The sequence below is a fragment of the Leclercia sp. UBA5958 genome, assembly GCF_002430365.1.
GTDB lineage: Bacteria > Pseudomonadota > Gammaproteobacteria > Enterobacterales > Enterobacteriaceae > Enterobacter > Enterobacter pneumoniae.
The window spans coordinates 95738-114554 of the sequence record NZ_DJCE01000007.1 but is presented as its reverse complement, the minus strand read 5'-3'; the positions used below and the strand labels follow the sequence as shown (position 1 = coordinate 114554).

The window sequence follows — 18817 nt, the reverse complement described above, 5'->3', positions numbered from 1 at the left end:
GAAAAGAAAAAACCGGAGACTACACCGCACGAAGGCAGCACAGTACTCCGGTTTGCGGATCACTTTTTGTGGGGACGGATCGCAGGAGCGGCTTTATCCAGCACGCCATTGACGAATTTATGGCTGTCTTCAGCACCGAAGGTTTTCGCCAGTTCGATCGCTTCGTTGATGGCCACTTTGTACGGCACATCGTCACGTTTGGACAGTTCGAACAGGGCGATACGCAGTACGGCTTTCTCAACCTGGCCCAGCTCTTCGAGCAGACGGGACAGGTATGGCTTCATCAGTCCGTCGAGATACGCGCTATTAGTCGCCACTCCCGACAGCAGTTCACGGAAGTACAGGACATCAACGCCTTTGACGTCTTGTTCCGCCAGGAACTGGTATTCAACATCAGCGATGTCGTTCTGGGACAACTGCCAGGAGTAAAGTGCCTGGACGGCACATTCACGGGCGCGGCGACGAGCAGCAGGTTTCACGGAATTCCCCTTACAAAAATCAGGCCTTGATGGCTTTCAATACATTAATCATTTCAAGCGCGGTCAGTGCAGCTTCTGCACCTTTGTTACCGGCTTTGGTGCCAGCGCGTTCGATAGCTTGTTCAATACTTTCAGTGGTGAGCACGCCAAACGCGACAGGAATTTCAGCATCCTGCGCAACGTGCAGCAGACCATTGCTGGCACCGCCTGCTACATATTCAAAGTGCGCGGTACCGCCACGAATAACCGTACCCAGCGCAATTACCGCATCATACTTGCCGGTTTTCGCCAGCGCGCCTGCTGCCAGCGGCAGTTCATAAGCGCCTGGAACCCAGACAACGGTAATATTTTCGTCTTTCACCTGACCGATACGTTTCAGGGCGTCTACCGCACCTTCCAGCAGGCTGTCGTTGATGAAGTTGTTAAAACGCGCAATGGTGATGGCGACGCGAGCGTCCGGGGTAGCAACAGCGGCTTCAATAATGTTCATACTCTTCCTTAACGGGTTCATTTGGCCCCGCAGGGGGGCGGATTTTATCATAATAATTTGCGTACTGCTTCCCTATTTCAGTAAGCCTTACGCGGGAATTAAATGCAGGCAAATATCGGGTCCAACCGGGCGTATCTCGCTGAACTTAAGCTGCGGTGCATCGGCCAGTTTTTCAAGGCCCGGCAGGACAAACAGACCACGCGCGTCGTTGCCTAACAGTTTAGGGGCAACGTAAACAATGAGTTCATCCACCAGCCCCGCCTGCAGTAGCGCCCCGGCAAGGGTCGGCCCTGCTTCAACCCAGATGCTGTTCACCTGCTGTCTGCCGAGCTGCATCATAAGTACTACCAGATCGAGGTGGCCATTATGCTCGGGTACAATCAGCGTTCGAACGCCCTCCGGCCATGCGCGGCTATCTTCCCCGGTGCGGACAAAAAGCGTTTCACCTGGCTGCTGGACAATACGATGCTCTGGCGTGACGCGGTTTTGGCGGTCCAGCACGAGGCGAAGCGGCTGACGCAGGTCATCCTGGGAATAGCAGGACTGCGTATCGGCAGAAAGTTCGTCCCAGCGCACGGTCATTGACGGGTTATCCGCCAGCACGGTGTCACTGGTGGTGAGAATAGCATGGCTTTGCGCGCGCAGACGTTGCACATCGCGCCTTGATTGCGCAGAAGTGATCCACTGGCTCTCGCCGTTGGCCATTGCCGTACGGCCATCAAGAGAGGCGCCGAGCTTTAACTGAATAAAGGGAAAGCCCGTCCGCATGCGCTTCAGGAAACCTTTATTAATGGCTTCGGCGTCCTGCATCATTAGGCCATGACTCACTTCAATCCCTTCCTGCTGCAGGCGGAACAATCCACGGCCGGCTACCTGCGGATTAGGATCCTGCATCGCTGCCACCACACGCGTCACCCCTGCGTTAATCAGCGCTTCACAGCAGGGTGGCGTGCGCCCATGATGGCTGCAAGGCTCAAGCGTCACGTAAGCCGTCGCCCCACGCGCCTTCTCGCCAGCCATCCGCAGGGCGTGTACTTCGGCATGCGGCTCGCCGGCGCGAAAGTGAAAACCTTCTCCGACGATTTCGCCCTCTTTCACAATTACACAGCCAACGTTGGGATTGGGATGGGTAGTAAACCGTCCGCGCTGCGCCAGCTTTAAGGCTCGCGCCATGTACATTTCATCCTGCATGGGCTTAATCCTGTAGGCGGGCGATCTCTTCGCCAAATTCTTTAATATCTTCGAAGCTGCGGTAGACAGAAGCGAAGCGGATATAGGCCACTTTATCGAGCTTTTTCAGCTGCTCCATCACCAGGTTGCCGATCATCTTGCTCGGCACTTCGCGCTCACCGGTACCGCGCAGATGGGATTTGATGTGGTTAAGTGCCGTTTCGACGTCATCTGCGCTGACGGGGCGTTTTTCCAGCGCTTTCAGCATTCCACTTCGCAGCTTCTCTTCATTGAAGGGTTCGCGAATATCGTTGCTTTTCACTACCCGCGGCATAACCAGCTCTGCCACTTCAAAGGTAGTAAAACGTTCGTTGCATACCAGGCATTGCCGGCGGCGGCGTACGGAGGAGCCTTCCCCCACCAGACGGGAGTCGATTACTTTGGTATCCACGGCGAGACAGAATGGGCAATGCATACGGTGTCCTGACTTTCGGGTTAACTGAGTTCCATTTTACCCTGAACTGGGCTGACAACAAAGGAAGAGCGTTTTTGAGATAATGGATCTATACCCTGCCTTGCTTCGTTGGCTACGCTTATCACCATCCGTTATTTCAAGGAATTAAACGCAATGACAAGACGTTACCTGAAAATTCTCCTGGTGGGGAGCCTCTTTAGCCTTAGCGCCTGTGCACAGCAAAGCGAAGTTCGCCAGATGAACCAGAGCGTGAGCGCGCTAAACCAGACCATGAGCGAGCTCAACCAGGAAACCGTAAAGATCACCCAGCAGAACGCGCTGAATGTGAAATCGACCAGCGGTGTTTATCTGCTACCGGGCGCTAACACTCCGGCGCGGCTGAAAAGCCAGATCGGCACGCTGCGAATGTCGTTGGTAGACGTGGCGCCCAATGCTGACGGTACCCGTGCGACGCTGCGCATTCAGGGCGAGTCTAACGATCCCTTACCCGCTTTTAGCGGCACCGTGGAGTGGGGCCAGATCCAGGGCACCACAGATAATTTCCAGGAGGTGAATGTGCAAAGCCAGCTGATTAATGCGCCGGCCAGCGTACTCGCCCCGAGCGATGTGGATATCCTACTGCAGTTGAATGGCGTTACCCCAGAACAGCTCGGTTTTGTCCGCATCCACGATATCCAGCCCGTCGCGCAGTAATCTCTTCAGCGGAACGTAACCACGTTCCGCTTTCATTTAAATTCCGCAAAGATTGGCAACATAAATGTTTGCCAGTACAATCCGCTCCGTTTAAAGTACGCAAACGTGAACGCAATCGATTACGTATGTGAGAGATATGTGAAACAACACATATTTTTGTGAGCACGGATTCCTATAATAGGCTCGCAGAAACACGAAATATTTAGAAACGCTATTCGCGCATTTTTCACTCCCGTAAGGGATTTCAAATCAGTGGCATCATTATGAAAAAAACATTACTGGCAGCTGGCGCAGTTCTGGCGCTCTCAACCACTTTCTCTGTTAACGCAGCGGAAAACGATAAACCTGAATATGTCTCCGACTGGTGGCACCAGAGCGTAAACGTGGTCGGTAGCTACCACACCCGCTTCGGACCTCAGATCCGTAACGATACCTACCTTGAATACGAAGCGTTTGCCAAGAAAGACTGGTTTGACTTCTATGGTTACCTGGATGCGCCAGTATTCTTCGGTGGTAACACTGATGCGAAAGGTATCTGGAACCACGGCTCTCCGCTGTTCATGGAGATCGAGCCGCGTTTCTCTATCGATAAGCTGACCGGCACCGACCTGAGCTTTGGTCCGTTCAAAGAGTGGTACATCGCGAACAACTACATCTACGACATGGGTCGTAATAAAGATGGCCGCCAGAGCACCTGGTATATGGGTCTGGGTACCGACATTGATACCGGTCTGCCGATGAGCCTCTCCCTGAACGTGTACGCGAAATACCAGTGGCAGAACTACGGTGCTGCGAACGAAAACGAGTGGGATGGCTACCGTTTCAAAGTGAAATACTTCGTGCCGATTACCCAGCTGTGGGGCGGTAACCTGAGCTACATCAGCTTCACCAACTTTGACTGGGGTTCCGATTTAGGCGATGACAGCGCCAACGATCTGAACGGCAATAAATCCCGTACCAACGACTCTATCGCCTCCAGCCACATTCTGGCGCTGAACTACGATCACTGGCATTACTCTGTTGTTGCGCGTTACTGGCACAACGGTGGTCAGTGGAACGACGATGCTGAGCTGAACTTTGGCAATGGCAACTTCAACACACGTACTACCGGCTGGGGTGGTTATCTGGTTGTCGGTTACAACTTCTAAGCATCGCTTCAATGTATGAAAGCCAGCCTCCGGGCTGGCTTTTTTATTGCTTCACTTTACGCAAAAAGTCGGCCAGAGAACGTTCTACACTTTCGCTGAAGCGTCGCCCGGTCAGGGTGATGGTCAGGCAACGGTCAAGGCGAAAACAGCGGTAGTCATTGCGTCGCTCACACCAGGCTGCGAGTAGCCAGTGCTCTCCCCAGAAGAACAGCCCTAACGGCTGCACCTCCCGCCAGGAGAGCTGCCCGGCCTCATCCCGATAATGTAACGCGAGCACCTGCTGGGAAGATATCGCCTGATGAATCACATCAAAGCCGCTTCTCGAGTGGGGTTGCAGGGCAATATCCGGCGCGTAGATGCGGGTCTGCTCGGCCTTGCGACGGCTCTCTTCGGGCAAAATAGCGAGCACTTTCTCCTGCGCCGACTCCAGTTCTTTTGAGAGCGACTCACCTCCCCAGGTTTTAAGCAGGCGAATGGCAACGATCAGCGCTTCGGACTCGCGGTTAGTCAACATCAACGGCGGCAAATCAAAGCCCGACAGCAGTCGATAACCACTTCCGGCTTCGCCCTCTATCGGCACACCCGACAGCGACAGATCGCGGATATCGCGATACACCGTGCGCGCCGACACGCCCAGTCGTTCAGCGAGCAGCGCGGCGGTGGTCAGCCGTCTGCCCCGCAGAATCTGTACGATCTGAAACAGGCGGTCAGCGCGTCGGGTCATCGATTTTCACCTTCACTCGTTATCAGGCGGGCTGATGGAGCCCTACCCGGTTGCCTTCGCTGTCCGTAAACAGCGCGATAGTGCCAATGCCGCGCGGCAGGACCAGCGGGCCGAAAACACATTCTCCCCCGGCTGAGGCCACGCGATCGAGCGTTGCCGCAAGGTTTGAGGTATGAAGATAGATAATCGCCCCCTGCTGCGACGGCGCAATGCCGTCAAATTTTGCCAGCGCGCCGCCGACGGCCGGATCATCGTGCGGGAACACGGCCAGTTCCGCGCAGTCCATTGCTTCACGTTTTAGCGAGACCTGCATCACCGGCTCATAAAAGGCGATGGCCCGTTCCATATCCGTCACTGCAATTTCAAACCAGTTAATGACGTTATTCATACATCCTCCTGCCTGTTGAGTAAGTTCAGAAGGAGTGTACGCCTGGCCTCCTGACAGCATACTGTCAGCAGAGTGGCTCACTCAGTAAAAATAAGGGCAAGCGATTGATTTAGCAGCCACGGACGCAGATAACCGACGGTATTAGAGAGCGGTAAAACCTGCTCGGGCAGCCTGATGCCCAGCTGCGTCTGAATATAGGCCCGGCGCGTACAAATACGCTGCCAGAGCGCGGGCCAGGCGGTCTGAATCTCGTGGCGAAGCGCCTCGTCCGCCAGCGCCACGGTATCTTCAATGCTGGCGCCAGCGTATCCTGCGCGGGAGGGAATGATATCGATTTGCAGGAGCATGCCGCTTTGTAATGTTGCCGCCGAATTCGGTCCAATGGGCGAGCAGAGCCACTCCTCATCCGCCACCAGATGTCCCGGATTAAGGTGCCAGTGGTAGTCTGCTTTCGGCAACACCCGTTCGACCAGGTCATACATCTCACCGCCACGCAGGCCGATACGCAGGTGCTGCAGCCAACTGACCACCGCATTAAAATAGGGTTTGGCGACCACCTCGAGGTAGTCTGCTACCGCCGGTGTTAGCTCATTTTCATCTGCCACCACATAAGCCGCACGGCTGCTTAAGCCGCCTTTATAACCGGTCGTCAGCGAGAATTTATCGCCGCGCTGAATAATTTTGTCCCCTGGATAGAGCCTGGCATCAGCAAAACGCTCGCCAGTGGCGGCAATCATCACCACGTTATTGGCCTGCCCCTCTGCCGCCAGCAGCGCGCCGATCTGCTTCTCGGTTTTGCCGGGCGCGATGGCATTCAGCGCCGTGAGAATTGCCGTGGAGGCGAGATTGGCACCGTATTCGTAGTGCGCCAGTTCGTTTGCATTATTGGTGATGCGGGCGCCGCTCTCGGGCGAGATAAAGATCCCCGTTGCATTGCATAACCGCGCCTGAGGTGCCGCCAGACGCAGGGCATCAACAATAAACGCGGGGAGATCGAACATCTGCATTCTGTCGTCGCGTGCGCCAGTAAATAGCTTCCAGCCCACCAGCCCAACGGTGTTCGCGCCTGAGAGCCCCGCCTCACGAAGCAACTCCGGGAAGGAGTGCTGATTATCCATCGGCTGGTTTGGCAGTGAAAACCACGGCGCATGGATAACGCGGTTCGCCAGTCGGGCATGCGCCGCCAGCTTCAGGTTTTCATTACCCAGCACCAGGGCCGCCTCCCCCGTCTGTTGCAGTATCAGGAGCGCCTCTTCAAAGCGCGGGATAAACCCGGTGAGATATTCAAAATTGCCGCCGTGCTCTTTGTCGGCATAGATAACCAGCGTATCCAGCCCCTGCTGTACCATGCGGCTAAGGACTTTCGCCTTGCGCTGCTGCAGCGTTTCATCGCTTAGCGTTACAGATGGCACATCGTGCCAGAGGGTCGGTTGGGGAACAGATGAGAGGGTGATGACGGCCATCGGTATTGCTCCATGTCATTTCGCATTCACACTGGAGAGTACCCAAATCCGTGCGCGATGTACCAAAAAAATCCCGGCCTTGCGACCGGGATTCTGTATTAACGCGCTGTTGCCTTTACGGCAGAATGGACGGCTGATCCGCCCCTTCTTTTTCGACCTTCTGCTGGATCAGGTGCTCACGCTTCATGCCGAGTTTCAGTGCCAGTGCGGACGCCACGTAAATGGACGACGCCGTACCGATAGAGACACCAATCAGCATGGTCAGCGAGAAGCCTTCCAGTACCGGGCCACCGAAGAGATACAGCATCAGGATCACCATCAAGGTGGTCCCGGAGGTGATCAAGGTACGGTGCAGCGTCTGGGTCAACGACACGTTAAAGATTTCGTACGGCGTACCGCGACGGATCTTACGGAAGTTTTCACGGATACGGTCAGATACCACGATACTGTCGTTCAGTGAGTAACCGATAACGGACATCAGGGATGCCACAATCGTCAGGTCAATCTCAATGTGGAACAGCGACAGTACGCCCATGGTGATCACCACGTCGTGCGCCAGAGCAATAACCACCCCGGCCGCCAGGCGCCACTCGAAGCGGAAGCCAACGTAAACGAGGATGGAGATCAGCGCCACCAGCAGCGCCATGGCACCGGTCTGTGCCAGGTCTGCACCCACGCTCGGGCCAACAAACTCAATACGCTTAACCGTTGCATTCTGGCTGGTCGATTCATTGATAACCTGAACGACCTTGCTGCCCAGCTCCTGGCTGCCGTTGGCATCGTGTACCGGTGGCATACGCACCATGATGTCGCGGCTGCTGCCGAAGTTCTGCAGCAGCGGCTCTTCAAAGCCCGCTTTCTGCAGCGATTCGCGCATCTGGTCCATATCGACCGGTTTTTCCAGGGTGATTTCAATCACCGTACCACCGGTGAAGTCCAGACCCCAGTTGAAGCCTTTCACGCCCATAATGACGATGGACAGAATCAGCAGAAAACCTGATATGCCGAAGGCCCAGTAGTCCCAGCGCATAAAGTCCCAGACTTTACGGCCGTGGTTTAATTGTTCAACAGTATATTCCTGTGCCACAACGCACTCCTCAGATAGACAGCTTTTTAACGCGCTTGCCGCCGTACAGCAGGTTCACGATGGCACGGGTGCCGACAATAGCGGTAAACATTGACGTTGCTACACCGATACCGGTAGTAATCGCAAAGCCTTTGATAGCGCCAGTACCCACTGCATACAGGATAAGAACCTTAATCAGTGTTGTTACGTTCGCATCGAAGATGGAGCTGAACGCCCCTTTGTAGCCCTCTTCAATCGCCTGCTGCACAGAACGACCGTTGCTTAGCTCTTCTTTGATACGTTCGTTTATCAGTACGTTGGCGTCGACCGCCACCGCAAGGGTAAGAACGATACCCGCAATACCCGGCATGGTCAGCGTCGCCCCCGGAAGCAGGGACATGATGCCGATAATCAGGACCAGGTTCGCCACCAGCGCGCTTGTCGCGATCAGACCAAACTTCTTATAGAAGAAGATCATGAAGATGATGGAGACCACCAGACCGGCCAGACAGGCTTCCAGACCCTGTTTGATGTTCTGCATACCCAGGGTTGGACCAATGGTACGCTCTTCAACAATCTGGATTGGCGCAATCAGCGCACCGGCACGCAGCAGCAGCGACAGCTGACGTGCTTCGTTCGGGTTGTTGATACCGGTGATACGGAAGCTGTTACCCAGTCGGGACTGGATATTGGCGATGTTAATCACCTCTTCCTCTTTCACCAGCACCGAGCGACCGTTCGCATCTTTCTTACCGCTGTCTTTATACTCCACGAACAGGGTTGCCATCGGTTTACCGATGTTGTCCTTAGTGAAGTTCGACATGATGTTGCCACCTGCGCTATCAAGCGAGATGTTCACCTGCGGCTGGTTGTATTCATCCTGGCTGGAAGTGGAGTCGGTAATGTGGTCACCGGTCAGGATCACACGTTTGTACATCACCACCGGCTGACCTTCACGGGTCTGCTTCACTTCAGAGTCGCCCGGTACGCGGCCAGAGGCGGCTGCGGACTGGTCAACGTTGGTGTTTACCAGACGGAACTCCAGGGTCGCGGTCGCGCCCAGAATCTCCTTCGCACGCGCGGTATCCTGGATACCTGGCAGTTCAACCACGATACGGTCAGCACCCTGACGCTGTACCAGCGGCTCGGCTACCCCCAGCTGGTTTACACGGTTACGCAGAATGTTGATGTTCTGCTGAACGGCGTATTCACGCGCTTCGCTCAGACGGGCATCCGTCATCACGGCGCGCAGCTGGTTGCTGCCCTGCGAGGTGATCACCAGATCGCGGTGACGCGACGTCAGGTAAGTGACTGCCTGGTCGCGTGCAGAGCCGTCGCGGAACGCGATGCTCATGCCGTAGTTCTCTTCCTTACGCACGGTGGTGTAAGGGATGCCTTTATCACGCAGATCGCTGCGCAGGCTGTCGATATTCTGTTCCTGCAGCTTGCCCAGCGCGGTATCCATATCCACTTCCATCAGGAAGTGCACACCGCCACGCAGGTCGAGACCGAGTTTCATTGGCTCTGCGTTTAGCGCAGCCAGCCAACGCGGAGTTGCAGGAGCAAGGTTCAGCGCCACGACATATTTATCACCCATCACGCCCATCAGCGCTTCACGAGCGCGGAGCTGCGTATCGGTGGAGTCGAAGCGAGCAAGAATAGCGCCCTCTTCCAGTGCCACAGACTTAGCGGTAATTTTTTCTTCTTGTAACGTTTTCTGGACCTGGATCAGCGTTTGCTCACTGGCGGCGACACCGCGCGCGCCAGTGATTTGAACAGCCGGATCCTCACCATACAGGTTGGGAAGCGCGTACAGCAGGCCGACGATAATCACGACGACCAGCATGATGTACTTCCACAAAGGATAACGGTTTAACACGGCAGTTCCCTTTGGGAAATGGTTGGATTACAGCGCCTTCATGGTGCCTTTCGGCAGAACGGCAGCTACGAAGTCACGTTTGATAACCACTTCAGTGGTGTCGTTCAGGGCGATAGCAATGTAGCCGTTTTCCGCTACTTTGGTCACGCGACCCACCAGGCCACCGTTGGTCAGCACTTCATCGCCTTTCGCAATGGAGTTCATCAGGTTTTTGTGCTCTTTGGTGCGTTTCTGCTGTGGACGCAGGATCATGAAGTAGAAGATCAGACCGAACACAACCAGCATCAGGATCAGAGACATTGGGCTGCCCTGCGCCGGAGCGCCAGTTGCTGCTACCGCATCAGAAATAAAAAAGCTCATTTAAATTCCCTCATTATTAAAATTAATCAACGTTCAAAGGTGGTACAGCACGGCCCTGACGTTGGTAGAAATCGGTCACGAAGCTCTCTAATTTACCCTCTTCAATGGCCTTACGTAAACCAGCCATTAAGCGCTGATAATAACGAAGATTGTGAATGGTATTGAGACGCGCGCCCAGAATCTCGTTGCAACGATCAAGATGATGCAGGTACGCGCGAGAATAATTGCGACAGGTATAGCAATCGCACTCGGCATCGAGTGGGCTGGTGTCGCTTTTATGCTTCGCATTACGAATTTTTACCACGCCATCGGTCACGAACAGGTGACCATTACGGGCATTGCGTGTTGGCATCACGCAGTCAAACATATCAATACCGCGACGAACGCCTTCAACCAGATCTTCTGGTTTACCCACACCCATCAGGTATCGCGGTTTATCAGCCGGGATTTGCGGACAGACGTGCTCCAGGATACGGTGCATGTCTTCCTTCGGCTCACCCACAGCCAAACCGCCGACAGCGTAGCCATCAAAACCTATCTCTACCAGACCTTTAACCGAGATATCACGTAAATCTTCGTAAACACTGCCCTGGATAATGCCGAACAGTGCATTTTTGTTGCCGAGCGAGTCAAAACGGTCGCGGCTACGCTGCGCCCAGCGCAGTGACATCTCCATGGAACGCTTCGCGTAATCCCAGTCTGCCGGGTATGGCGTACATTCATCGAAGATCATCACGATATCGGAGCCGAGATCGTACTGGATTTCCATCGATTTTTCAGGATCCAGGAAGATCGGGTCGCCGTTGATTGGGTTACGGAAGTGCACACCCTTTTCGGTGATTTTGCGGATATCGCCGAGGCTGAAGACCTGGAAACCGCCGGAATCGGTAAGAATGGGGCCTTTCCACTGCATGAAGTCGTGCAGATCGCCGTGCAGCTTCATGATCTCCTGGCCAGGACGCAGCCAGAGGTGGAAGGTGTTACCGAGGATGATTTGTGCGCCAGTGGCTTCAACTTCTTCCGGCGTCATCCCTTTTACGGTGCCGTAGGTGCCCACAGGCATAAACGCGGGGGTTTCTACCACGCCGCGATCAAACACCAGGCGACCGCGGCGTGCGCGACCGTCGGTGGTATCGAGTTCAAATTTCATTTTTTTTCCTCTGTGTCAGAAAAACAGTCCAACACATTATTCCGGTGCCGCGGACTTATTCCCCGACACGCTCATTCAAAGCCTGCGGATTGTACGTGATAAACATCGCGTCCCCGTAGCTAAAAAAGCGATAATTTTGTTCTACCGCAGCCTTATAGGCATTCATCGTATGCTGATAACCCGCAAAGGCGGAAACCAACATAATCAGCGTCGATTCAGGCAGGTGGAAATTGGTCACCAGCGCATCAATCACTTTGTACTGATAGCCCGGGTAGATAAAGATTTGCGTGTCGCCAAAGAAGGGTTCAATCAATTCGCTCTTCGCCGCCTGCGCCGCGCTCTCAAGCGAGCGTACAGAGGTGGTCCCCACCGCGATAACGCGATTGCCACGCGCTTTAGTCGCCATTACCGCATCTACAACCTCTTGCGTGACCTCTGCGTATTCCGAGTGCATGATGTGGTCTTCGATAGAGTCCACGCGCACGGGCTGGAAGGTGCCCGCGCCGACGTGCAGCGTTACAAAGGCCATTTCAACACCTTTATCGCGCAGTTTTGCCAGCAGGGGTTCGTCAAAGTGCAGGCCGGCCGTCGGCGCAGCAACTGCGCCTGGCTTCTGGCTATAGACGGTCTGGTACAGCTCGCGGTCGGCCTCTTCGTCCGGGCGTTCAATATAGGGCGGCAGCGGCATATGGCCAATGGCATTCAGAATATCCAGCACCGGACGTTCGTCGTTGAACTGCACTTCAAACAGGGCATCATGGCGCGCAACCATGGTCGCGTTGATGCTCTCGTCATCGCCCAGCAGCAGTTCCGCGCCCGGCTTTGGCGCTTTGGATGCGCGAATATGTGCCAGAATACGTTTATCATCCAGCATGCGCTCAACCAGCACTTCAATCTTTCCGCCGCTGGCTTTACGACCAAACAGGCGGGCCGGGATCACACGGGTATTGTTAAAGACCAGCAGATCGCCCGCGTTGAGCTTATCGAGCAGATCGGTGAAAGTACCGTGCGTCAGCGCGCCCGTTGGCCCGTCCAGAGAGAGTAAGCGACAGCTACTGCGCTCAGGCATTGGATAGTGGGCGATCAGGGAATCAGGTAATTCAAAGGAGAAATCGGCGACGCGCATGACTTATACTCGTGACTTAAAAACAGGCGGCTTAGTCTAGTGCTCACACCACTTTGCTGCAACAACTAGCCGACTCCGGATACCGAATCGCATGAATTTTCTCGCTCACCTGCACCTGGCTCACCTGGCCGATAGCTCGCTTTCTGGTAATTTGCTGGCCGATTTCGTCCGCGGCAACCCGGCAGAAGAGTACCCTCCTGAGGTTGTAGAGGGTATTTTTATGCATCGGCGCATCGACGTGTTGACCGATAACCTGCCCGAAGTGACCGAAGCGAAAGGCTGGTTCCGTCCTCACACCCGCCGCGTCGCGCCGATTACCCTGGACGTCATGTGGGATCACTTTCTCTCTCGGCACTGGGCACAGCTCTCACCCGAGATGCCGCTGTCAGAATTTGTACGCTATGCCCAGACGCAGATAGCAACCATCCTGCCCGACTCTCCCCCACGCTTTGTGAATCTGAATCATTACTTATGGTCAGAGCGCTGGATGGAACGTTATCGCGATATGGATTTTATTCAGAACGTGCTTAATGGCATGGCCAGCCGCCGCCCGCGTCTGGATGCTCTTCGCGACTCCTGGCAAGATCTGGACGACCATTATGACGCACTCGAAACCCGTTTCTGGCAGTTCTATCCACGCATGATGGCGCAGGCAAAAAGCAGACAGCTGTAACCGGTGCGTCATTGATAGGCAAAAGCTCATCGAACGATTGTTAGGGCCTCTTTGAGTTAAAGCGCCACACTCTCTATACTGGCCGGCGTTGCGTTCCAAATAACCTTAGTAAATACAGGAGAATCATATGGTTCTGGTAACTCGTCCGGCTCCGGATTTTACAGCAGCAGCTGTACTGGGTAACGGTGAAATCGTTGATAACTTCAACTTCAAACAGCACACCAACGGTAAAGCGACCGTTCTGTTCTTCTGGCCGATGGATTTCACCTTCGTTTGCCCGTCTGAGCTGATCGCGTTCGACAAACGTTATGAAGAATTCCAGAAGCGTGGCGTGGAAGTGGTTGGCGTCTCCTTCGACTCTGAGTTTGTACACAACGCATGGCGTAACACCCCTGTCGACAACGGCGGCATCGGTCCGGTGAAATACGCGATGGTTGCGGACATCAAACGTGAAATTCAGCAGGCTTACGGTATCGAACATCCGGACGCGGGCGTTGCGCTGCGTGGTTCTTTCCTGATCGACGCAAACGGCATCGTTCGTCACCAGGTTGTGAACGATCTGCCGCTGGGTCGTAACATCGACGAAATGCTGCGCATGGTTGACGCGCTGCAGTTCCACGAAGAGCACGGTGAAGTGTGCCCGGCTCAGTGGGAAAAGGGTAAAGAAGGTATGAACGCCTCTCCAGACGGCGTAGCAAAATACCTGTCCGAGAACGTATCCAGCCTGTAACTGGCAAGGTTTACGCAAAAGGCCCGCGCATGCGGGCCTTTTTGTTATTAATGGTTGCCTGCCCAGACGGTGGCCGATATCGCCGGCAGAGAGAGCACGCCATCCTGCACGCTGCCTTTCCCCTCTTTCAGAAGCCACGTCTTCACGCTTAATAACGGCGTGTCGTCCAGTACTACTTCGCAGGCCTCACCGCGATTTATCGCCACCAGCACCCGCTGCTGGTTATAGACGCGTATAAACACCACCACGTTATCGTGCGCATAGATCACCTGACAACCGCCGTAGCGCAGGGCCTGGCTCTGTTTGCGCAGCTTCGCCATCCGCTGATAGAGCGCCAGCAGGTGTTTATCCTGCTTCTCTGGCTCCCACGGGAAGGTTTTGCGGCAGAAGGGGTCATTATTGCCATCCAGCCCGACTTCATCGCCATAATAGATGCACGGCACGCCCGGCCAGCTAAAGAGCCAGATGACCGCCAGCGGCAACCGCGCCACATCTTTGCCCAGCAGCGTTTTAAAGCGTGCGGTATCGTGGCTATCCAGCTGGTTGAACATCCGGAGCTGCTGCTGATGCGACAGACTGGCGCGGTAGTTATCCATCCACGCCATGCAGGTTTCAGCGTCGATACGCTGCGGATCGTAAGAGATATCCGTATTCGCCAAAAAGCCCCAGAGCGGGAAAGTAAAACCGCGATAGTTCATCGCCGAATCTTCCGCATCGGCCTGCAGCCACTGACGGGCATCACCGAAATGCTCGCCAAAGACAAAGGCATCTGGCCGGGCGGCTTTCGCCGAACGGGTGATACCGGCGACGTGCTGCAAATTATTCCGCGCGCCGCCCGCTTCGCCAAGCATATGCACGACATCCAGCCGCCAGCCGTCCATGTTCCAGGGGGCTTTCAGCCAGTGGCGGACAATACTCTCCTCGCCGCCATAAATCTCCTGCACCAGCGCATCCGAGGCATAGTCCAGCTTCGGCAGGCTGGGGTAACCCAGCCAGTCAAGCGCGTAGCCCTCTTCGTTGAAGCTATACCAGTCACGCTGGGCCGATTGCGGATTATGACAGGCGCCGCCCATTGTCTGGTTGTGGCGATCAAACCAGGCATGAGAGTCGCCGCTGTGGTTAAAGACGCCATCCAGAATCAGACGCATCCCCTCACGGTGAGTATTTTCACGCAGGCGCAGCAATGCTCCATCGCCACCGAACTGCTCATCTACCCGACGATAATCCTCGGTATCGTATTTGTGCACGCTGGGCGCGGCAAAGACCGGATTCAGGTAGAGCGCCGTGACGCCGAGTTTTTTCAGATAGGGTAACTTTTCGCTGATACCGTCCAGATCCCCGCCATAGAAGGTGGAGCCGCCCGCCTGCGCGGTGACGGGCTCATCCCACTGGCGGAAGATAACCTCCTGCCCGGCGGCGTGGTGATAATAGCGTTGATCCTGCAATGCCGTACGCTGCTGGCTGCGGGCAAAGCGATCCGGGAAGATTTGGTAGAAGACCTGCTCCACCACCCACTGAGGGCCATTATCGGGATAATCGACGGCAAATTGCTCCAGACGAGCCGGTGGAAAACGGCTGAAGCCCTGGGAGGTAAACCACAGCTGGCGGTCGTGCCAGAGCAGTTTAAAACTGTAGCGTCGACGCGGCTGGCCGCTGTTCAGATCGATCGTGGCCCGCCATGCCGTGATCCCCGGCTGCGGCTGGCTACGCTGTTTGTGCATTTTCAGCGTCGTCTCTTCATTGTCCACTTCGGCGCGAAGCGTCACCCGCTCAGGCTGATTGTCGCCTGCCAGCCAGAGCGTAATCACGAGCTTGTCTTTGTTTTGCTTAACAAATGGGGCAACCGCGAGGTGCCATGCCTTCAACATTTCGTATCCCCTTTCCCAGAATTGAGGCCACCTTGCCATAGGGTAGAGGATGTTCACTCATCGCGGAGACAATTATTAGGGGAGGAGATCGGGGGAGGAGAAAAAATGCCCGGCAGGTGCCGGGCATTCTGATTACTGTACCTTGGCGATCCGACGTTCGTGGCGGCTTTTGAAGACCCAGCCCACCAACAGCAGAGCGATCCACGCGAAGCCTACGTACAACGAAATGCGGGTATCCGGGTGGTAACCGATCAGCGCGATAATAAAGACCAGGAAGATCAGCCCAACGACCGTCGTCGCTACCCCGCCCGGCACTTTAAACTTCAGCGCTTTCGAGGCTTCTGGCCCCAGACGGCGGCGAAAGGCGATCTGCGACAACAGGATCATAATCCACACCCATACGGTGGCGAAGGTAGCCAGCGAAGCAATCACCAGGAAGACGCGCTCCGGCATGATGTAGTTCAGGTAGACCGACAGCAGCAGCGCGACCGTCATCACCATCACCGTCACCCACGGCGTACCACGACGGGAGGTTTTGGCGAAGATCTTCGGCGCACTGCCCTGCTCGGCCATGCCGTGCAGCATACGACCCACGCCAAATACGTCGGCATTGATGGCCGAGAGCGAAGCGGTCAGCACCACAAAATTAAGAATGCTGGCGGCAAAGGCAATCCCCAAATGCTGGAAGGTAAGGACAAACGGGCTGCCGTTTGTGCCGACCTGATTCCACGGGTAGATGGACATAATGACGAACAGCGTGCCCACATAGAAGACCAGGATACGCATTGGCACTGAGTTAATCGCACGAGGAATAGATTTTTCAGGATCTTTCGCTTCGCCCGCGGTAATACCGATGATTTCGATCCCGCCGTAGGCAAACATCACCATCTGCAGCGACATCACCATTCCAATCCAGCCGTTGCTGAAGAAGCCGCCGTTGCTCCAGAGATTATGAATTCCGGTCGCTTCGCCGCCGTTGCCAATGCCCCAGATAATGATGCCAAAGCCGGCAGCAATCATCACAATGATGGTGGCGACTTTAAAGAACGAGAACCAGAACTCCAGTTCACCGAACACTTTTACGCTCATCAGGTTAACGGCGCAGATGATCATCACGACGCTTAAGACCCAGATCCAGTGCGGCACCGTGGGGAACCAGACGCCCATATAAATTCCGAACGCGGTCACATCGGCGATGGCCACAATCAGAATTTCAAAGCAGTAGGTCCAGCCGGTGATATACCCGGCCAGTGGCCCGAGGTTTTCCTGGGCATAGCGTGAGAAGGAGCTGGCTGAGGGGTTATGAACCGACATCTCCCCAAGGGCACGCATGATGATATAGGCCGCAGCGCCGCCAATAATATAGGCCAGCAATACGCTGGGACCGGCCATTTTTATGGCATCTGCCGAGCCATAAAAAAGGCCCGTGCCTATTGCAGAACCCAGTGCCATAAAGCGAATGTGACGGGCGGTGAGACCCCGCTTGAGTTTGTTAGAGCTTTCCATTTATGTCTTGCCATTCAACACAAAAAAACAAAAAACCACGGGGCCATAAGCCCCGTGGTTGTACATTCTGCCGTTGATTAATGCGCGTTCGATGTAACCTGGCGTCCTGCAGCACGATCCCAGATAACAGCCAATACCAGTGCAACAACGGTAGGCATCAGCCAGGCCAGCCCCTGCTCAGACAGCGGCAGACGCTGTGTCCAGGCAGGCAGTACGTCGCCAATAGCGGATGCTTTAATCCCGTCAAGGATACCAAAAATCAGGCTGATAAACATGGCCGGGGCAATAATTCGTGAGGAGTTATGCCACCACGGGCGGGTAAAGCTCAGCACAACCAGTACAATACACGGCGGGTAAATGGCCGTCAGTACCGGAATGGACACCTGAATCAGGTGGCTCAGTCCCAGATTCGAGACCGCCATTGAGAAGATGCCGAGGATAAACACCAGCGTGCGGTAAGAGAGCGGCAGATACTGCGCAAAGAACTCTGCACAGGCGCAGGTCAGCCCTACCGCCGTCACCAGACAGGCCAGGAAGATCAATACCGCCAGCAGGAAGCTACCTGCACCACCAAAGGTATGCTGCACGTAAGCATGCAGGATCGCCGCACCGTTCGCACTCTGATCCACCAGCGTGGCGCTATCGGAACCCAGACGGAACAATGCCAGATAGAGCAGCGTCAGGCCCACGCCGGCCATCAGACCCGCCCAGATGGTGTAACGGGTCAGCAGACGCGCTTCCGTTACGCCACGGGAACGCGCAGCGTTGACAATAACGATACCAAACACCATGGCGCCCAGCGTATCCATCGTCAAATAGCCATTCACGAAGCCGTTAGAGAAGGCAGCGTTTTTATAGGCATCCATCGCATCGCTGATGGGGCCAGCAGGCCACATCACGGCGGCCACGGCCAGAACGATCAGCGCCACGATTTTCAGCGGAGCCAGGAAGTTACCTACCGTATCCAGCAGTTTGCCCGGATAGAGAGAAACCAGAATCACAAGCGCGAAGTAAACCAGGCTGTAGATAAACAGCGGCATCGCGCCGTCGCCCGTCAGGGGCGCGATCCCCACTTCGAATGAGACGGTCGCGGTACGTGGCGTGGCAAACAGCGGGCCCACGGCCAGATAACAGACGGTCGCCAGCAGAATGCCAGCCACTTTACCAATCGGGGTGCTGAGGCTGTCCACGCCGCCGCCCACTTTCGCCAGCGCGATGACGGTTAGCACCGGCAGACCCACGGCAGTGATCAGGAAGCCAATGGCTGCCGTCCAGACGTGTTCACCCGCCTGCAAGCCAACCATGGGAGGAAAGATGATGTTGCCTGCGCCAACGAACAGCGCAAATGTCATAAAGCCCAGCGCAACGATGTCGCGCGATTTCAGATGATGGGTCATAAAACCTTACTGCCTGTGGATGTGGTGTTGAA

At 55.3% G+C, this 18817-nt stretch carries 19 protein-coding genes; 4 read left to right on the top strand and 15 right to left on the bottom strand.

What is annotated here, in order from left to right; genetic code table 11:
• Positions 1 to 59: 59 nt before the first annotated feature.
• From nusB to nrdR, 4 genes are all read right to left on the bottom strand, one after another.
• Entirely contained in the window at positions 60 to 479 is a 420-nt protein-coding gene (gene nusB, locus B2Q93_RS09995; RefSeq protein WP_040076933.1) for a transcription antitermination factor NusB, read from the bottom strand.
• 19 nt (positions 480 to 498) lie between these two features.
• Positions 499 to 969 carry a 6,7-dimethyl-8-ribityllumazine synthase gene (gene ribE / locus B2Q93_RS09990; RefSeq protein ID WP_040076935.1) on the bottom strand — a complete coding sequence of 157 codons (471 nt, stop codon included), beginning with the start codon at positions 967 to 969 and terminating at the stop codon, positions 499 to 501.
• An 87-nt stretch (positions 970 to 1056) separates the two neighbouring features.
• Positions 1057 to 2160 (bottom strand): bifunctional diaminohydroxyphosphoribosylaminopyrimidine deaminase/5-amino-6-(5-phosphoribosylamino)uracil reductase RibD, encoded by a 1104-nt coding sequence (gene ribD, locus B2Q93_RS09985; RefSeq protein WP_286932772.1) that lies wholly within the window; start codon positions 2158 to 2160, stop codon positions 1057 to 1059.
• Positions 2161 to 2164: 4 nt separating this feature from the next.
• Entirely contained in the window at positions 2165 to 2614 is a 450-nt protein-coding gene (nrdR, locus tag B2Q93_RS09980) for a transcriptional regulator NrdR (RefSeq protein ID WP_040076938.1), read from the bottom strand.
• Between the two features lie 153 nt (positions 2615 to 2767).
• Between nrdR and B2Q93_RS09975 the strand changes: the two genes are divergently transcribed.
• A complete protein-coding gene (locus tag B2Q93_RS09975) occupies positions 2768 to 3307 on the top strand; it encodes a DUF3251 domain-containing protein (RefSeq protein WP_286932769.1) in 540 nt (179 codons plus the stop codon).
• Positions 3308 to 3570: 263 nt separating this feature from the next.
• The gene (locus tag B2Q93_RS09970) at positions 3571 to 4455 is read left to right on the top strand and encodes a nucleoside-specific channel-forming protein Tsx (protein WP_286932767.1); all 885 of its coding nucleotides are present in this window, start codon (positions 3571 to 3573) and stop codon (positions 4453 to 4455) included.
• A 43-nt stretch (positions 4456 to 4498) separates the two neighbouring features.
• On the opposite strand, the gene B2Q93_RS09965 is transcribed toward B2Q93_RS09970, so the two are convergent.
• From B2Q93_RS09965 to queA, 8 genes are all read right to left on the bottom strand, one after another.
• Positions 4499 to 5179: a helix-turn-helix transcriptional regulator gene (locus tag B2Q93_RS09965; RefSeq protein WP_046884471.1), complete on the bottom strand. Its 681-nt coding sequence runs from the start codon at positions 5177 to 5179 to the stop codon at positions 4499 to 4501.
• A 22-nt stretch (positions 5180 to 5201) separates the two neighbouring features.
• The gene (locus tag B2Q93_RS09960) at positions 5202 to 5567 is read right to left on the bottom strand and encodes a VOC family protein (RefSeq protein WP_040076942.1); all 366 of its coding nucleotides are present in this window, start codon (positions 5565 to 5567) and stop codon (positions 5202 to 5204) included.
• A 77-nt stretch (positions 5568 to 5644) separates the two neighbouring features.
• Entirely contained in the window at positions 5645 to 7030 is a 1386-nt protein-coding gene (locus tag B2Q93_RS09955) for a M24 family metallopeptidase (RefSeq protein WP_286932765.1), read from the bottom strand.
• Positions 7031 to 7145: 115 nt separating this feature from the next.
• The gene (secF, locus tag B2Q93_RS09950; RefSeq protein WP_046884473.1) at positions 7146 to 8117 is read right to left on the bottom strand and encodes a protein translocase subunit SecF; all 972 of its coding nucleotides are present in this window, start codon (positions 8115 to 8117) and stop codon (positions 7146 to 7148) included.
• Positions 8118 to 8127: 10 nt separating this feature from the next.
• Positions 8128 to 9975 (bottom strand): protein translocase subunit SecD, encoded by a 1848-nt coding sequence (gene secD, locus B2Q93_RS09945; RefSeq protein ID WP_046884474.1) that lies wholly within the window; start codon positions 9973 to 9975, stop codon positions 8128 to 8130.
• Positions 9976 to 10002: 27 nt separating this feature from the next.
• Positions 10003 to 10335, bottom strand: coding sequence for a preprotein translocase subunit YajC (gene yajC, locus B2Q93_RS09940; protein WP_003859109.1), 333 nt, complete (start codon positions 10333 to 10335; stop codon positions 10003 to 10005).
• Between the two features lie 22 nt (positions 10336 to 10357).
• Positions 10358 to 11485 (bottom strand): tRNA guanosine(34) transglycosylase Tgt, encoded by a 1128-nt coding sequence (gene tgt, locus B2Q93_RS09935; protein WP_040076946.1) that lies wholly within the window; start codon positions 11483 to 11485, stop codon positions 10358 to 10360.
• A gap of 55 nt (positions 11486 to 11540) precedes the next feature.
• Complete coding sequence (queA, locus tag B2Q93_RS09930; protein ID WP_286932748.1) at positions 11541 to 12611, bottom strand: tRNA preQ1(34) S-adenosylmethionine ribosyltransferase-isomerase QueA; 1071 nt, start codon at positions 12609 to 12611, stop codon at positions 11541 to 11543.
• A gap of 91 nt (positions 12612 to 12702) precedes the next feature.
• On the opposite strand from queA, the gene acpH reads away from it, so the two are divergent.
• The gene (acpH, locus tag B2Q93_RS09925) at positions 12703 to 13284 is read left to right on the top strand and encodes an ACP phosphodiesterase (protein WP_207293093.1); all 582 of its coding nucleotides are present in this window, start codon (positions 12703 to 12705) and stop codon (positions 13282 to 13284) included.
• Between the two features lie 127 nt (positions 13285 to 13411).
• Positions 13412 to 14014, top strand: a complete 603-nt coding sequence (locus B2Q93_RS09920) for a peroxiredoxin (RefSeq protein ID WP_207293092.1) — start codon at positions 13412 to 13414, stop codon at positions 14012 to 14014.
• A gap of 47 nt (positions 14015 to 14061) precedes the next feature.
• Here B2Q93_RS09920 and malZ read toward each other — a convergent pair whose 3' ends face one another.
• The 3 genes from malZ to brnQ form a co-directional block, all read right to left on the bottom strand.
• Positions 14062 to 15882 (bottom strand): maltodextrin glucosidase, encoded by a 1821-nt coding sequence (gene malZ / locus B2Q93_RS09915; protein ID WP_286932746.1) that lies wholly within the window; start codon positions 15880 to 15882, stop codon positions 14062 to 14064.
• A 132-nt stretch (positions 15883 to 16014) separates the two neighbouring features.
• On the bottom strand, positions 16015 to 17388 hold the full coding sequence (proY, locus tag B2Q93_RS09910) for a proline-specific permease ProY (protein ID WP_286932744.1): 1374 nt from the start codon (positions 17386 to 17388) through the stop codon (positions 16015 to 16017).
• A gap of 77 nt (positions 17389 to 17465) precedes the next feature.
• The gene (gene brnQ, locus B2Q93_RS09905) at positions 17466 to 18785 is read right to left on the bottom strand and encodes a branched-chain amino acid transporter carrier protein BrnQ (RefSeq protein WP_046884477.1); all 1320 of its coding nucleotides are present in this window, start codon (positions 18783 to 18785) and stop codon (positions 17466 to 17468) included.
• Between the last annotated feature and the right edge of the window lie 32 nt (positions 18786 to 18817).

What these genes read in the sequence shown, in the direction of transcription:
- B2Q93_RS09955 (WP_286932765.1), bottom strand. Translation starts at nt 7,030, where the DNA reads ATGGCCGTCATCACCCTCTCATCTGTTCCCCAACCGACCCTCTGGCAC.
- acpH (WP_207293093.1), top strand. Translation starts at nt 12,703, where the DNA reads ATGAATTTTCTCGCTCACCTGCACCTGGCTCACCTGGCCGATAGCTCG.
- yajC (WP_003859109.1), bottom strand. Translation starts at nt 10,335, where the DNA reads ATGAGCTTTTTTATTTCTGATGCGGTAGCAGCAACTGGCGCTCCGGCG.
- B2Q93_RS09960 (WP_040076942.1), bottom strand. Translation starts at nt 5,567, where the DNA reads ATGAATAACGTCATTAACTGGTTTGAAATTGCAGTGACGGATATGGAA.
- proY (WP_286932744.1), bottom strand. Translation starts at nt 17,388, where the DNA reads ATGGAAAGCTCTAACAAACTCAAGCGGGGTCTCACCGCCCGTCACATT.
- B2Q93_RS09920 (WP_207293092.1), top strand. Translation starts at nt 13,412, where the DNA reads ATGGTTCTGGTAACTCGTCCGGCTCCGGATTTTACAGCAGCAGCTGTA.
- B2Q93_RS09975 (WP_286932769.1), top strand. Translation starts at nt 2,768, where the DNA reads ATGACAAGACGTTACCTGAAAATTCTCCTGGTGGGGAGCCTCTTTAGC.
- ribE (WP_040076935.1), bottom strand. Translation starts at nt 969, where the DNA reads ATGAACATTATTGAAGCCGCTGTTGCTACCCCGGACGCTCGCGTCGCC.
- nrdR (WP_040076938.1), bottom strand. Translation starts at nt 2,614, where the DNA reads ATGCATTGCCCATTCTGTCTCGCCGTGGATACCAAAGTAATCGACTCC.
- queA (WP_286932748.1), bottom strand. Translation starts at nt 12,611, where the DNA reads ATGCGCGTCGCCGATTTCTCCTTTGAATTACCTGATTCCCTGATCGCC.
- malZ (WP_286932746.1), bottom strand. Translation starts at nt 15,882, where the DNA reads ATGTTGAAGGCATGGCACCTCGCGGTTGCCCCATTTGTTAAGCAAAAC.
- B2Q93_RS09965 (WP_046884471.1), bottom strand. Translation starts at nt 5,179, where the DNA reads ATGACCCGACGCGCTGACCGCCTGTTTCAGATCGTACAGATTCTGCGG.
- B2Q93_RS09970 (WP_286932767.1), top strand. Translation starts at nt 3,571, where the DNA reads ATGAAAAAAACATTACTGGCAGCTGGCGCAGTTCTGGCGCTCTCAACC.
- brnQ (WP_046884477.1), bottom strand. Translation starts at nt 18,785, where the DNA reads ATGACCCATCATCTGAAATCGCGCGACATCGTTGCGCTGGGCTTTATG.
- ribD (WP_286932772.1), bottom strand. Translation starts at nt 2,160, where the DNA reads ATGCAGGATGAAATGTACATGGCGCGAGCCTTAAAGCTGGCGCAGCGC.
- tgt (WP_040076946.1), bottom strand. Translation starts at nt 11,485, where the DNA reads ATGAAATTTGAACTCGATACCACCGACGGTCGCGCACGCCGCGGTCGC.